At 60.6% G+C, this 13,824-nt stretch carries 13 protein-coding genes and 1 pseudogene; 11 read left to right on the top strand and 3 right to left on the bottom strand.

The features are described from left to right. Positions 1-1,302 (top strand): aspartate aminotransferase family protein (locus VL202_RS09545; protein ID WP_325463889.1); only part of this gene is annotated, 1,302 nt, incomplete at its 5' end. Positions 1,303-1,424: 122 nt separating this feature from the next. Here VL202_RS09545 and VL202_RS09540 read toward each other — a convergent pair. Continuing rightward, positions 1,425-1,774 (bottom strand): annotated as a pseudogene (locus tag VL202_RS09540) (DDE-type integrase/transposase/recombinase); the annotation flags it as partial. A gap of 183 nt (positions 1,775-1,957) precedes the next feature. Beyond that, a complete protein-coding gene (locus VL202_RS09535; RefSeq protein ID WP_325463888.1) occupies positions 1,958-2,890 on the bottom strand; it encodes a LysR substrate-binding domain-containing protein in 933 nt (310 codons plus the stop codon). A gap of 129 nt (positions 2,891-3,019) precedes the next feature. Between VL202_RS09535 and VL202_RS09530 the strand changes: the two genes are divergently transcribed. The 8 genes from VL202_RS09530 to VL202_RS09495 all read left to right on the top strand — a co-directional run bounded on the left by VL202_RS09530 (position 3,020) and on the right by VL202_RS09495 (position 9,781). Next, complete coding sequence (locus tag VL202_RS09530; RefSeq protein WP_325463887.1) at positions 3,020-3,370, top strand: cupin domain-containing protein; 351 nt, start codon at positions 3,020-3,022, stop codon at positions 3,368-3,370. Positions 3,371-3,414: 44 nt separating this feature from the next. Beyond that, positions 3,415-4,401, top strand: a complete 987-nt coding sequence (locus VL202_RS09525; RefSeq protein ID WP_325463886.1) for a glycine betaine ABC transporter substrate-binding protein — start codon at positions 3,415-3,417, stop codon at positions 4,399-4,401. A gap of 327 nt (positions 4,402-4,728) precedes the next feature. Continuing rightward, on the top strand, positions 4,729-5,490 hold the full coding sequence (locus tag VL202_RS09520) for an amino acid ABC transporter ATP-binding protein (RefSeq protein WP_325463890.1): 762 nt from the start codon (positions 4,729-4,731) through the stop codon (positions 5,488-5,490). Continuing rightward, the gene (locus VL202_RS09515; protein WP_325463885.1) at positions 5,487-6,131 is read left to right on the top strand and encodes an amino acid ABC transporter permease; all 645 of its coding nucleotides are present in this window, start codon (positions 5,487-5,489) and stop codon (positions 6,129-6,131) included. The genes VL202_RS09520 and VL202_RS09515 overlap by 4 nt, the downstream gene beginning before the upstream one ends. Further along, positions 6,131-6,793 (top strand): amino acid ABC transporter permease, encoded by a 663-nt coding sequence (locus tag VL202_RS09510; protein WP_325463884.1) that lies wholly within the window; start codon positions 6,131-6,133, stop codon positions 6,791-6,793. Before VL202_RS09515 ends, VL202_RS09510 begins: the two co-directional genes overlap by 1 nt. A gap of 23 nt (positions 6,794-6,816) precedes the next feature. Beyond that, positions 6,817-7,656: a transporter substrate-binding domain-containing protein gene (locus tag VL202_RS09505; protein WP_325463883.1), complete on the top strand. Its 840-nt coding sequence runs from the start codon at positions 6,817-6,819 to the stop codon at positions 7,654-7,656. A 64-nt stretch (positions 7,657-7,720) separates the two neighbouring features. Beyond that, the gene (locus VL202_RS09500) at positions 7,721-8,455 is read left to right on the top strand and encodes an aspartate/glutamate racemase family protein (RefSeq protein ID WP_325463882.1); all 735 of its coding nucleotides are present in this window, start codon (positions 7,721-7,723) and stop codon (positions 8,453-8,455) included. Positions 8,456-8,497: 42 nt separating this feature from the next. Further along, on the top strand, positions 8,498-9,781 hold the full coding sequence (locus tag VL202_RS09495) for an FAD-binding oxidoreductase (RefSeq protein WP_325463881.1): 1,284 nt from the start codon (positions 8,498-8,500) through the stop codon (positions 9,779-9,781). A gap of 6 nt (positions 9,782-9,787) precedes the next feature. Here the strand turns inward: VL202_RS09495 and VL202_RS09490 are convergent, their stop codons facing one another. Beyond that, positions 9,788-10,711, bottom strand: a complete 924-nt coding sequence (locus VL202_RS09490) for a LysR substrate-binding domain-containing protein (protein ID WP_325463880.1) — start codon at positions 10,709-10,711, stop codon at positions 9,788-9,790. 94 nt (positions 10,712-10,805) lie between these two features. Between VL202_RS09490 and VL202_RS09485 the strand changes: the two genes are divergently transcribed. Both VL202_RS09485 and VL202_RS09480 read left to right on the top strand, forming a co-directional pair. After that, the gene (locus tag VL202_RS09485) at positions 10,806-13,247 is read left to right on the top strand and encodes an FAD-dependent oxidoreductase (protein ID WP_325463879.1); all 2,442 of its coding nucleotides are present in this window, start codon (positions 10,806-10,808) and stop codon (positions 13,245-13,247) included. Positions 13,248-13,278: 31 nt separating this feature from the next. Continuing rightward, positions 13,279-13,824: electron transfer flavoprotein subunit beta/FixA family protein (locus VL202_RS09480; RefSeq protein WP_325463878.1), on the top strand; the 546-nt coding region annotated here is incomplete at its 3' end.

Here is a 13,824-nt window from a genome sequence, read left to right as displayed (position 1 = left end):
CACGCGCGCGGCGAAACGCCGACGCGCATCATCGCTGGTGGCGAAGGCGTCTACATCACCGATACCAACGGCCGCACCAGCCTCGACGCCTTTGCTGGGCTCTACTGCGTCAATGTCGGCTATGGGCGCCAGAAGATTTCCGATGCGATCGCCGAGCAGGCCAAGAACCTTGCCTACTACCATGCCTATGTCGGCCATGGCACCGAGGCCTCGATCACGCTTTCGAAGATGATCATCGATCGCGCACCGGAAGGCATGTCCAGGGTCTATTTCGGCCTCTCCGGCTCGGATGCCAACGAGACCAACATCAAGCTGATCTGGTACTACAACAATATCCTCGGCCGCCCGGAAAAGAAGAAGATCATTTCGCGCTGGCGCGGCTACCACGGCTCCGGCGTCATGACGGGCTCACTGACCGGCCTAGACCTCTTTCACAACCTGTTCGACCTGCCGCGCGCGCCGATCCTTCATACGGAAGCACCCTATTACTACCGCCGCGCCGATCGCGGGCAGAGCGAGGAACAGTTCTCCCAGCATTGCGCCGACAAGTTGGAAGAGATGATCCTTGCCGAAGGACCCGATACGATCGCCGCCTTCATCGGTGAGCCGATCCTTGGCACCGGCGGCATCATTCCGCCGCCGCAGGGCTACTGGCAGAAGATTCAAGCCGTTCTCGATAAATACGACATCCTGCTGGTCGCCGACGAAGTCGTCACCGGCTTCGGGCGCCTGGGTTCGATGTTCGGCTCCGATCATTACGGCATGAAGCCGGACCTGATCACCATCGCCAAGGGCCTGACATCGGCCTATGCGCCGCTTTCCGGCTCGATCGTTTCCGACAAAATGTGGCGGGTGCTGGTGGAAGGATCCGACCAGATGGGCGCCATCGGCCATGGCTGGACCTATTCCGCCCACCCGATCTGCGCGGCCGCCGGCGTGGCGAACCTTGAACTGGTGGATGAACTCGGGCTTGTCGAGAATGCCGGCTCCACCGGCGCCTATTTCCGTTCCGAACTGGCAAAGGCCGTGGCGGACCACAAAAACGTTGGCGACGTGCGCGGCGACGGGCTGATGGCGGCGGTGGAATTCATCGAGGACAAGGATGACCGCGTCTTCTTCGATCCTTCCCGCAAGATCGGCCCGCAGGTTTCCGCCGCCCTCCTCGAACGCGGCGTCATCGGCCGCGCCATGCCGCAGGGCGACATTCTCGGTTTCGCCCCGCCGCTCTGCCTGACCCGCGAAGAGGCCGATACGGTCGTCAATGCGGCCGCAGATGCCATCAAAGCGGTACTTGGCAGATAAGTGCTACTTCGAAGACGATGGCGGCCGGGCATCGTAAACTTAACAGCAAACGAGGGCGGACCATGGCGCCGGCGCCGTAAACTTAACGGACACCTGTCAAAAATCTCGCCCGTCGGTTTTGCTTATGCAGCTCGCAGGCGTGCGATCTCATTCCACATCTGCATGGCGGCGGCTCGCATTTCGCGGTGATGGTCTGATGAGATCTCGTGGCGTGGAATGTGAAAAAGGTTGGAAACAGGGTCATGAATTGAAACGAAACGCTGGAGATGTCGGGCTGACTTGAAGCCCTTCATGATCCGTTCTCGTCGCCGGGTCGGTTGATGGGAGTTCTCCGCCCGGTTGTTCAGGCCTTTGTGCGAACGATGTTCGACGCGGGGATGACGTCGCGCTTTGCGGCGCCGTAGGATCTCAACTTATCTGTGATCATGGCGCGCGGCGCATGCCTTTGTCCTTTGAGAAGCTCTCGCATTATGCCGAGCGGACTATCCAATACTACCCGAAATCTCGGGCTTCAGGGAATGGACTCGGCATAGTATCGGGCTCGGGATAAACTCCCGATCTTCATGTTAATACGCTGTGGGTCAGGAGCCGGACTTTTCAGTGATTGGCTGCTCGCTGATTTTTTGCAATCACGGGGTCGTTGGTTCGATTCCGCTCAAGAGCTTCGCTTACCATCAATTTGGTATTGCGCGCACGCCTCCACAATCCACGCTGAGAATCGCGCCACAACGTCTGTGTCTCTTCGGCCTCGCGGCGTCACGACGTAGTGCGCAGAGGAACTGGTCATGACGGTCTCGGAGATGGGCACGAGGGCGCCGCTTGCGAGATATTTCTCGATGATTGCTTTCCAGCCGAGCACGACCCCCTGGCCCTCTACGGCCGCCGTCACGGCGTCCATGTAATAACTGTAATAGGTATCGACGCGCACCTCGGCCGCAGAGCCGAAGGAAAACTGTGTCCAGTCTTCCCAGCCTTGCCAGGCGCGGCCGCCGCGGCTGTAATCGATGATGCGATGACGCTTGAGGTCGTCGGCCTGTGTCAGCCTTGGCAGGTCGTGAAGGTAGGCGGGACTGCACACCGGGACGATCTCGTCGCGGAAGAGGAAGGTCGCCTCGCCATCCGGCCATTGCCCGGCGCCGAAGCGCAGGGCTAGGTCGAAATCAGTCCGGCGCAGGTCCGGATCGTGATCCTGTGTGTCGACGAAGATACTGAGCTCAGGATTGTCGGCGCGAAAGAGCGGGAGACGCGGCGCAAGCCACAGGTTCGAAAAGGCGACATAGGCGGAGACATGCAACTGCGAGAGCCCCGTATTGCCCTGGATATCCTGCCATGTCCCGACGATATGCTCGATCGATTGCGTTAGCGCCGTTGCCATCTGACGGCCCTTGGACGTCAGGTTAAGCGCGCGGTGGTGGCGCACGAAAAGCGGAAAGCCGAGGCTCTTCTCCAGATACCGGATCTGTCGGCTGACGGCGGGCTGCGTGACGTTCAGCTCCTTTGCGGCTTCGGTGAAACTCAGATGGCGGGCAGCCGATTCCAGCGTCACGAGGGCGGAAAGCGACGGGATGTTTCGTCTGAATGTGCTCACGGCGGGGTTGCTCCTGATGACAAATCCTAGACGCATAACGAAGTGTTATGCAAGGCGGCAAATTTACTGCCGTTGACCTGCGCGCGCGCCAACCCCCTCATTCACAGGACAACAACTGGAGACGAGCGCATGACCGATATCTTCATGGCGGCAATGAAGGATGGTGACGTAGCCACCTTCCACACCGTCGAGACATCCAAACAGGAGTGGGAATATGGCGGCAGCGAAGGCTTCTGGTTGAAGCGCCTTTACGACCGTCTGGAAGCGCGCGAGCAGACCTTTCTGATGAAGGTGGATGCCGGCGCCCATGCCGAGAGCCACGCCCACGACCAGACCGAACAGATCTTCGTCTTGGACGGCACCTTTTACGATCAGACGCGCACCTACAATGCGGGCGATTACGTCCTGCGCGAAGCTGGCACCAATCACACCGCCGGCAGCACGACCGGGGCAACGGTGCTCGTCGTCTACACGCCCTGACCGGGGCACTTGGATACATTGTTCATAAAAAGGGGAACGAACCGATGAAACGCATTATGATGACACTGCCATTTCTCTTCGCAGCCGCCGGCGTTCAGGCCGCCGACTGCGGTAACGTCTCCATCGCCGACATGAACTGGCAGTCGGCGACACTTCTGGCCAATATCGACAAGATCATTCTGGAGGCGGGTTATGGCTGTAACGCCACGCTGGTCGCCGGCGATCTCGTGCCGAGCATGACATCCATGGCCGAAAAGGGTGAGCCCGACATTGCGCCTGAAAACTGGGTGGCGCTGTTGCCCGAGATCCTGAAGCGCGGCAAGGATGAGGGCAAGATCGTTTCGCTCGGCAATTCCTTGCCGGACGGCGGCCAACTCGGTTGGTGGATACCGCAATATATGGTCGACAAATATCCCAACCTGACCTCGATCCCCGAAGTGCTGAAGCATCCCGAACTCTTCCCCGCGCCGGAAGATGCCTCAAAGGGCGCGATCTACAATGGTCCGGAAGGTTGGGCGGCAACGCTGATCACCGCGCAATATTACAAGGCCTATAGGGCTGAAGCCGCCGGATTCGAGCTGGTCTCGTCGGGCACGGCCGCGTCGCTCGATGCCGCTCTCGTGCGCGCCTATGAGAAGCAGCAGGGCTGGGTGGGCTTCTATTGGTCGCCGACGCCGCTGCTAGGCAAGTACAAGATGGTGAAGCTCGGTCATGGCGCACCGTTCAACCAAGAGGAATGGACGCGCTGCAATACGGTCGGGGATTGTCCTGATCCTGTGCCGAACGATTGGCCGTCGGATACGATCGAGACGGCCGTCTCCGGAGAGTTCTTCAGGAAGGGCGGTCCGCCGATCGACTATCTGCGTAAGCGGGCGATCCACAATAACGTGGTCAGCAAAATGCTGAGCTGGATGACGGACAACCAGGCGACGGGGGCCGACGGCGCGCTGGAGTTCCTCCGTCAGCACGAGGCGATCTGGAACGGATGGGTGACCCCGGAGGCCGCTGGGAAAATCAAGGCCTCAATATAGTCAAGCGCGAAAGGCGGCGGAGCGATCAACTCCGTTGCCCTACTTTTTGTCGTTTCTACATAACTTGAGGTTTGGCCGCGCTGCATTTTTTTCTCTCTGCTCAGCGAGCGGCGGAATGCTAACATTCCCGGAATAACAACGGGAACGCGGCCGATACCGGAAACTCCGGCGGCCCACTCACACGAAAGCGACTAAAGCGAACGACCGCCCGCAACGGCGGCGTGCGGACCGCTGTTGCATGGGGATCATGATGATATGGATGGTGCCATCCTTTATGTCGGAGGCGACGATCGGTTGCGTATCGGATCACGCGGGACGCAAACCGTGATGGCCGCATCCGACAATGTGCTCATTCGTCTTTCGTCCCTGAGCAAACACTACGGAAGTCACACGGTCCTCGATGGCATCGACCTCGAAGTGCGTTCGGGCGAAGTCCTCGCCATCATAGGTCCAAGCGGTTCCGGCAAGAGCACGCTACTGCGTTGCATAAATTATCTCGAGCCGCCGGATGGCGGCACGGTCACCATTGGCGCGACGACGATCGATGCGGCTCGCCCCGTCGCACGAGCGGAGCTATCCGGCCTTCGCCGGCGTGTCGGCATGGTTTTCCAGTCCTTCAATCTGTTTCCGCACATGTCGGTGCTGCGCAATGTTTCCCTGGCGCAGGAACGGGTGCTGGGCCGCAGCCGCAGGCAGGCGGACGAACGTTCCATGCAGCTTCTGCAGCGTGTCGGCCTCGCAGACAAAGCACACCAGTTTCCGGTCCGATGCTCAGGCGGTCAGCAGCAGCGCATCGCCATCGCCCGATCACTGGCGCTTGATCCGGAGATCATGCTGTTTGACGAGCCCACATCTGCTCTCGATCCCGAACTCGGTCTCGAAGTGCTCGCGGTCATGCGCGAACTGGCCGAAAGCGGCATGACGATGATCGTCGTCACTCATGAAATGGGCTTTGCCGAGAATGTCTCCGACACGGTGATGATCATGGCGGAAGGCCACATCATCGAACAGGGACCGTCGAGGGATATCATGCGCAATCCGCAACAGGAGCGGACGAAGCGCTTTCTGCGGGCGGTACACGATCGATGAGCGGGACCGACCTTTTGCCCTTGCTGCGCGGCCTGACATGGACGATCGCCCTGACGGCCGGCGCGTTTCTCATCGGCGCAGTCCTTGGCGTGCCACTGCTTGCGGCGCGTCAGAGCAAGCTGTGGCCGGTGCGTATTGTCGCCATGGTCATCATTCAGATCGTGCGTGCCATTCCGCCCATCCTCTGGCTTTTCATCATTTTCTTCGGTCTCGGCATGGGTGTCATGCCGATCAGTCCCTTCAACGCGGCATTGATGGGGCTCGGCTTGATTGCGGCCGCGAACATGGCGGAGATCTATCGTGGCGCCGTCGCATCCATTCATCATGGCCAGTGGGAGGCGTCGATAGCCCTTGATCTCGGCCGATGGTCGACCTTTCGCGATATCGTTGCGCCGCAGGCCCTCCGCGTGGCGCTACCTTCGGCGGCAAGCTACCTCATCGGTCTCATGAAGGAGACGGCGGTCGCCTCCGCCATCGGCGTTTCTGAACTCGCCTATCAGGGCAACCAGCTTTCGCAACTGACCTATCGCGGCCTTGAAGTGTTTGCGCTGGTCGGCCTGTTCTATGTGCTGCTGAGCCTGCCGATCGCCTGGCTCTCGCGCGTTGCAGACGGCCATCTCCAGGCAAGGGTGGCGCGCTGATGTTCCCGACCGTGGAGGAAATTATCACCTGGCTTCCCGACTTGCTGAGTGGGCTGTCTATCAGTCTGCAGGTGACGGCGCTGAGCCTTATGATCGGCATTCCCTTCGGTCTCGTCCTGGCGCTCGGCGTGCTGGCGAGGAACCGCGCGCTGAAAGGCCTCAGTCTCCTTCTTGTCGAGATCGGCCGCGGTGCACCTGCACTGGTGCTGTTGCAGTTCATCTATTTCGGCCTGCCGACGACAGGGCTGACGCTCGGTTCCTATGCGGCCGCGGTCATCGCGCTCGCATGGAACACCGGCGCCTACACCAGCGAGATCATCCGCGCCAGCCTTCAATCGGTCGCTCACGGCCAGCGCGAGGCAGCGGTCGCCCTTGGTCTCAACCGGTTCGACGAGTTGCGTTATGTGCTGCTGCCGCAGGGGTTGCGTGTCGCTCTTCCCGCGCTGCTCGGCTTCTCCATCCTCATTTTCCAGGGAACGTCACTCTGCTTCACGATTGCGCTGCCGGAACTGGTGAGCCGCGCCTACGAGATCGGCTCTACGACCTTCCGGTATTTCCCGGCCCTGCTGTCGGCAGGGGCGCTTTACGCCTCCATTTCTATCCCCGCGGCCCTCCTCGTCAATCACGTCGAGAAGCGTGCGGGCCTATACGCCCATCGTTGAACCTCTCTTGAAAGGATTCTTGCATGACCATGACGACCGACACCAAGCAAATTCTTTTTGCCGGCATTGCCACTTTGTTCCTCTCGGCGCCGCTTGCCGCCGCGCAGGATTGCACGCCGCGGCACCAGTTCGCCACGGTCGAAACCGGGACACTGACGATCGCCGTGACAACCTACGCGCCGCATTCGTTCATCGACGAGAGCGGCAATATGAAGGGGATCGACGGCGACATCGCTGCCGAATTCGCCAGGCGTGAATGCTTGAAGGTCAAGGCAGTTGCCGTCGATCCAGCTGCGGCCATCCAGTATGTGCTCTCCGGCCAGGCCGATATCACGACCGGCGACTGGTATCGCACGGCCGAGCGCGCGAAGGTCATGAACCTTTCTGCTCCTCTCTATACCGACCAGATGGGCATCTATTCGAAGGAAGATTTCAAGAACGTCACCGATCTCGAAGGCAAGCAGGTCGGAACGGTACAGGGCTATCTTTGGGTTGCCGATCTCAAGACATTGCTGGGCGGCTCCCTGAAACTCTATCCGAATTCAGTCAACATGCAGCAAGACCTGAAGGCGGGCCGCATCGACGTGGCCGTCGATGGTTATTCGACTGGTGTCGTTGCCGCGCAGAAGGGCGCACTCGGTGACATTAAGGTCAATGTCGCGGTAGCCGATGATCGCGTGAAGGCGACAAAGGAAGCAGCGCAGGCCGCCTTCCCTTATTCGCTCAACGTCAAGGAACTTGGTGTCGCTCTGGATGCCGTGATCGCGGAGATGCACGCCGACGGCACGATCGTCACGATCCTCAAGTCCTACGGCCTTGACGGCACGGCAGCCGAAACCGGCGCACCGCGCCTCGTCGAGTAATCGGCTATCGCGGGGGATCATCTCCCCCGCACACTCCCAGACATCGAAATCGGAGAGAACAACGATGACTGTCTACACGGTCACGCGCAAAACCCAGTCCTGGTACGGCGAGCAGATCGGTATCCTGATCCTCGACGCGGCCTATCCATGTGTGCCGGGCAATGTCGGCAATGCGACGACCTATAACTATCCCGTACGCTTTCAGGAGGTGCGTGGGGCCTCGATCGACCGGTTGCTCAACCAGCGCGATCCTGCCCTCAAAGAGGTCTTTATCGAGGCGGCCGTGGAATTGCAGAACCGGGGTGTTAAGGCGATCACCGGCGCCTGCGGCTTCATGGCATATTTTCAGGAGGAGGTTGCTGCCGCGGTCGATATTCCGGTCTTTCTCTCCAGCCTGATGCAGATCCCCTTCATGCACGCCCTTTGCGGCGGCCGGGTGGGCGTAATCACCGCCAATGCCTCGCGGCTGACCGCGCGCCATTTCGCCGCCTGCAATGTCGGTGATCAGGTGCCGCTGGCGGTGGCCGGCATGGAAGGACAAAGGGAGTTTCGCGAAGCCATCCTCGAAGAGCGCGGCACGCTGAATTCCGCCGCGATCGAGAGGGAGGTAACGGAAGTGGCTCGAAAGCTGGTTGCCGATCATCCCGACGTCAAGTCGATCCTGCTCGAATGCAGCGACCTGCCGCCCTATGCCCATGCCGTACAGGCGGCCACCGGTCGCCCGGTGTTCGATTTCATAACGATGATCAACTACGTGCAGCAGAGCACGGCACGTCGGCCCTACATTGGCAACATGTAATCTGCCGCCGCAGGGGGCAGGCGTGCTGAAAGGAATGCGGGAATGCTCAACGATCCACGCTCCCACGGGCTTTGGGAAAAGACGGCGCCATCAGCACCGGTGACGGGTGCGCTGTCGGGGGATTGTCGCGCTGATGTGGTGATCGTCGGCGGTGGGTTCACGGGTATTTCCGCAGCGCTCCATCTCGCGGAAAAGGGAAGGCACGTCATCGTTCTCGAGGGCGCAGAGATCGGCTTCGGTGGCGCCGGTCGCAATGTCGGGCTGATCAATGCCGGCATGTGGGTGATGCCGGATGATCTGCCCGGCGAGCTTGGCGAGGTCCATGGCGAACGCTTGCTCGACATGCTGGGCAACGCACCAAGGCTAGTCATGGAGCTAATTGAAAAGCACGGCATCGCCTGCGAACTCGAACGCAACGGTACATTGCACTGCGCCGTCGGCGAGGCCGGCCTTAAGGAAATCACCGATCGCGCGGTCCAGTGGCGTCGGCGCGGCGCACCGGTGACGCTGCTTGATGCGACCGAGACGGCAAAGCGGGTGGGAACCCGTGCTTATGCCGGATCGCTTCTGGACATGCGGGCAGGCACCCTCCAGCCGCTCGCCTATGTCCGTGGACTTGCGCGGGCGGCACTCGCAACAGGCGCGATCCTCCATACCGGATCTCGGGTGACGGGCTATGCGCGTTCAGGCGCGGACTGGACCGTACGGACCGCTTCCGGCTCCGTAACGGCACCTTGGATCATCGTATCGACCGATGCCTACAGCACAGGACCTTGGGAAAGTGTTCGGCAGGAACAGGTTCATCTGCCTTACTTCAATCTTGCGACGCATCCTCTGCCGCCAGACATGCGCGCGGTGATCCTGCCGGGACGCGAGGGCGTGTGGGATACGAAGGAAATCCTCTCTTCCTTCCGCATGGATCAGGCCGGTCGCCTGGTCTTCGGCAGCGTCGGTGCGCTGCGCAACAGCGGGCGGGCCGTGCATGTATCCTGGGCGAAGCGGGCGTTGAAGCGCCTTTTCCCGATGCTCGGGCCTGTCGAGTTCGAGTGCGAATGGTTCGGCAAGATCGGTATGACGGACAATGCCTTGCCGCGCTTTCATCGTTTCGCCGAAAATGTCGTCGGCTTTTCCGGTTACAACGGTCGCGGCATCGCACCCGGCACGGTTTTCGGGCGAACCCTGGCGCAATTGGTGCTCGGCGATATCGGTGAGACGGAGCTGCCGCTTCCGCTGACTGATCCGAAGGCTCCCGCCTTGCGACCGCTCAAGGAGCTCTATTACGAAGCTGGTGCGCAGATTGCGCACGTTGTCGGCGAGCGTTTTTGACTGTGGTCAGGCCGGGATGTGAGCATCCGCGTTCTGCTCCATCAGCCAGTCGCGAAACAGCTCGGTGCCTCTTTTCGGCGGGCGCTGTGCCGGCATGATGAGATGGACTGATTGGCCGGATTGATAGGTTTCCGTGAACGGAGCGACCAGCCGTCCGGCTTGCAGGTGCTCGTGCACCAGATGCTTCCAACCAAGTGCGATGCCCTGGCCCCGTACCGCCGCCTCGATGGAGCCGAGTGCGTCGGTGAAGACAAAATCCTGTTTCAGCTTCGCGACGGGGACGGCCTGGCGATCAAGCCATTCGCGCCAGCCCAAGCGCGTACGGTGCCGCTCCTCGAAATTCAGAAGCGTATGCCGAAGCAGATCGACGGGCTCATGGATTGGCCCGTGTCGCTTGAGGTAGTCCGGACTGCAGACCGGGAGCACCTCTTCTGTCACGAAATGCCAGGAATGGATGCCCGGCCACTTGCCGTTGCCGAGACGGGCGGAAAGGTCGATGTCCTCCTCGACCAGATCTTGATCGTCGCGGCTGCTTTCCTCGATGCGCAACGAGACATCCGGATGTTTGGCCTTGAAATCGCCGAGCCGTGGAAGAAGCCAGAGCTGCACGAACGATGCGGAGAAGGACACCCGCACCACATCGCTCGAATGCTTTTTCTGCAGGGACGAGATGACCATGTGCAGATGGTCGAATGTCTCTTGGACCTCGTTGTAAAGCCGCTGGCCATCTGCCGTCAGTTCCAGTCGCGTGTGATCGCGGCGGAAAAGCTTCAAACCCGTAGCCTCCTCCAACAGCCGAATCGTCTTGCTGACCGCAGGTTGGCTGACGTTAAGTTCCTGCGCCGCTGCCGTGAAGCTGCGCCTGCGGGCAGCAGCCTCGAAGCAGAAGAGGTAGTTGGCGGAGGGGATGAGTGAACGAAGCCGGTGCATAATCTGAAGTTATGCCGTTCTGGAATTTTTAGCAAGATTACAACAGCCTTCGGCGTTTGTAGTGTTGGGACAAACCAATTCGAGGGAACTTTTCATGCAAACTCATGCTCGCGCCGTTGTCATCGGCGGTGGTTGTGTCGGCGCCGCCATATTGTACGGTCTCGCCAAACGCGGCTGGACCGATGTCGCCCTTTTGGAACGCACGCAACTCACGGCCGGCTCGACATGGCATGCCGCCGGTCTCATCCCGTCCTATGCGCGCAGCATCAATATTGGCCGGATGATCTCAAAGACCATCGAGATCTACGAGGGGCTGGAAGCAGAAACCGGGCAGCATGTCGGTTGGCACAAATGCGGCCAGTTGCGCATCGCAAACACCCGCGACCGGCTGGATGAATACAAGAGCTATATGAGCGTTGCTGCCGTGCAGGGCATCCGCGCGGAACTGGTGACGCCGCAGGAAGCACGCGCGCTCTGGCCGCTGCTTGAAAACAACAAGGATATGCTGGCTGCGCTCTATCATCCTGACGACGGCCATATTGCGCCCGCCGACGTAACCCAGGCTATGGCAAAAGGCGCGCGTGATCGTGGCGCGAAGATTTACCTGAACACCGAGGTCAAGGGTTTCGAGCGTCTGCCCGGTGGCGAATGGAAGATCATCACCAATAACGGCGACATCATCTGCGAGCACATCATCTCGGCTACCGGCAATTATGCCCGCCAGACCGGTGCGATGCTCGGTCTCGAAATCCCGGCGATCCCCATTCTTCATCAATACTGGATCACCGATGCCGTGCCGGAGATCGTGGAGCGAAAGCGCCAGGGCTTGCCGGAAATGCCGATCCTGCGCGACGAAGGTTTCGAAGGCTACCTGCGCGAGGAAGGCGACGGGCTGATGTTCGGCCCCTATGAAAAGACCGAGCACCTGAAGCTATTCGCCGAGAACGGCGTGCCGGAGTGGTTCGGCGCCGATCTGGTCGAGGAGGATTTCGACGCGGTTGCCTGGAACTGGGAAGCCGCCATGGAGATGGTTCCGGCGCTAGGCCGCGTCGGCATCAAGGCCAACGTACGGGGCCCCTTCCAGATGACGGCCGATGAACTCCCGCTGGTCGGCCCCGCATGGGGTCTGGAGAATGTCTGGATCGCGGAAGGCGTTCCGGGCGGTATCCTCTGGGGTGGCGCGATCGGCTATTATCTCTCCGAGCGCATCGTCGAGGGTGCCAACAGCCTGGATACGTCGGAACTCGATCCACGCCGCTTTGGCGACTATGCCAACAAGGAATGGACGCGCCGTAAGGTCAAGGAAAGCTGGGGCACCCACGCCGAGCTTCACTATCCGGGCCAGTACATGCCGGCCGCCCGCCCGCAGAAAACAGCACCCTCTTATGATATCCTCACCAAGCGTGGCGCCGTCTGGGGCGTTCTCAACGGCTGGGAAATGCCGAACTGGTTTGCGCCGGAAGGTATCGAGGCGAAGGACCAGTATAGCTGGCGCTGGACCCAGAAGGGCCATTACGTGGCCGATGAAGTGCGGGCGGTGCGCAATGCCGTCGGCCTCGTCGAAATGACGCCGATGACAAAGTTCGAAGTCTCGGGTGAGGGCGCGCAAGCCTGGCTCGACGGGATCCTCGCCAATCGTCTACCGAAGGCCGGCCGCGTCAACCTCAGCCATCACCTGACGAAGAACGGTGGCGTCCAAGCGGAATATGTCGTCTCGCGTCTGGAAAATGGCATGTTCTACCTCATCTCGACGCCGCGGGCGGAGCGCTGGAACTTTGACGACCTATCAAAGCTGTTACCCAAGGATGGTAGCGTGCACTTACGCAATGTCACCAACGAGCGCGGTTGCTTCACACTCGTCGGCCCCAAGGCGCGCGAGGTGCTGCAGCAGCTTACCGAGGTCGATCTGTCCAACGAGGCTTTCCCGTGGTTCGGCGTCAAATCCGGAACTGTCGGCCTTGCCACCGATGTTCGCCTGCTGCGCGTCAATTATGAAGGCGAACTGGGCTGGGAACTCTACCATCCGCTTCCCTACCAGCGGCACCTGTTGGAAGCATTGCTCGCGGCCGGTGAGGCGCATGGTCTGAAACTGATCGGTCTGCATGCGCTGGAATCGCTGCGGCTCGAAAAATCCTATCGCGCCATGTACCGCGACATGAACCCGGAACTCACGGCCTGGGAAAGCAATCTCGATCGCTTCATCCGGCTGGACAAGGGTGAGTTCATCGGCAAGGACGCGCTCGTCCGCCAAAAGGAAGAGGGCATCAAACAGCGTTCCGTCACGATCGCGATTGATGTCGACGGTGCAAGCTCGCTGATCTATGAGGGCGTCTATCACGAGGGCAAGCTGGTAGGGCGCATAACCTCGGGCAGCTATGCCTATACGCTCGGCCATGATGTCGCCTTTGCGCTCCTGCCTCCCGAACTCGGCTTGCCAGGAACGGAACTGGAGGTTCCGATCCTCGGCGAGATGCGCAAGGCGCGCGTGCTGGAAGAATCTCCCTACGACCCGCAGGCGCTGCGCGGACGCATGTGACCGGGAAAGCCAAAAAGAGGAAGCCTGAACAATGAAAATCCTGGTCACCGTCAAGCGTGTCGTCGACTACAACGTGAAGATCCGTGTGAAGTCGGATGGGTCCGGTGTCGAGCTTGCCAATGTGAAGATGTCGATGAACCCGTTCGACGAGATTTCGGTCGAGGAGGCGTTGCGGCTGAGGGAAGCGGGCAAGGCGGACGAGGTCGTGGTGGTTTCGGTCGGTCCGGCCAAGGCCGAGGAGACGCTGCGCACGGCGCTGGCCATGGGCGCCGACCGGGCGATCCTGGTGGAAACCGAGGATCAGGTCGAGCCCCTGGCGGTCGCCAAGATCATCAAGGGCGTGGCGGACGCCGAGCAACCGGGCCTGATCATCGTCGGCAAGCAGGCGATCGATGACGATTCGAACCAGACCGGACAGATGCTGTCGGCACTGCTCGGCTGGGCGCAGGGCACGTTTGCCTCCAAGGTCGAGCTTGGCGCCGACAAGGCGACGGTGACGCGCGAAGTCGATGGCGGGTTGCAGACGATCGAGATCAAGCTGCCGGCGGTGGTGACGACGGATCTGCGTCTGAACGAG

It is taken from the genome of Pararhizobium sp., from assembly GCF_035497515.1.
Classification (GTDB): domain Bacteria; phylum Pseudomonadota; class Alphaproteobacteria; order Rhizobiales; family Rhizobiaceae; genus Pararhizobium.
This window is presented reverse-complemented; position numbering and strand designations above follow the sequence as displayed.

Bases quoted from the DNA above. Each gene is read 5' to 3' on its own strand.
- VL202_RS09525 (WP_325463886.1), top strand. From the start codon at position 3,415: ATGAAACGCATTATGATGACACTGCCATTTCTCTTCGCAGCCGCCGGC.
- VL202_RS09500 (WP_325463882.1), top strand. From the start codon at position 7,721: ATGACTGTCTACACGGTCACGCGCAAAACCCAGTCCTGGTACGGCGAG.
- VL202_RS09520 (WP_325463890.1), top strand. From the start codon at position 4,729: ATGGCCGCATCCGACAATGTGCTCATTCGTCTTTCGTCCCTGAGCAAA.
- VL202_RS09485 (WP_325463879.1), top strand. From the start codon at position 10,806: ATGCAAACTCATGCTCGCGCCGTTGTCATCGGCGGTGGTTGTGTCGGC.
- VL202_RS09515 (WP_325463885.1), top strand. From the start codon at position 5,487: ATGAGCGGGACCGACCTTTTGCCCTTGCTGCGCGGCCTGACATGGACG.
- VL202_RS09530 (WP_325463887.1), top strand. From the start codon at position 3,020: ATGACCGATATCTTCATGGCGGCAATGAAGGATGGTGACGTAGCCACC.
- VL202_RS09490 (WP_325463880.1), bottom strand. From the start codon at position 10,711: ATGCACCGGCTTCGTTCACTCATCCCCTCCGCCAACTACCTCTTCTGC.
- VL202_RS09495 (WP_325463881.1), top strand. From the start codon at position 8,498: ATGCTCAACGATCCACGCTCCCACGGGCTTTGGGAAAAGACGGCGCCA.
- VL202_RS09505 (WP_325463883.1), top strand. From the start codon at position 6,817: ATGACCATGACGACCGACACCAAGCAAATTCTTTTTGCCGGCATTGCC.
- VL202_RS09510 (WP_325463884.1), top strand. From the start codon at position 6,131: ATGTTCCCGACCGTGGAGGAAATTATCACCTGGCTTCCCGACTTGCTG.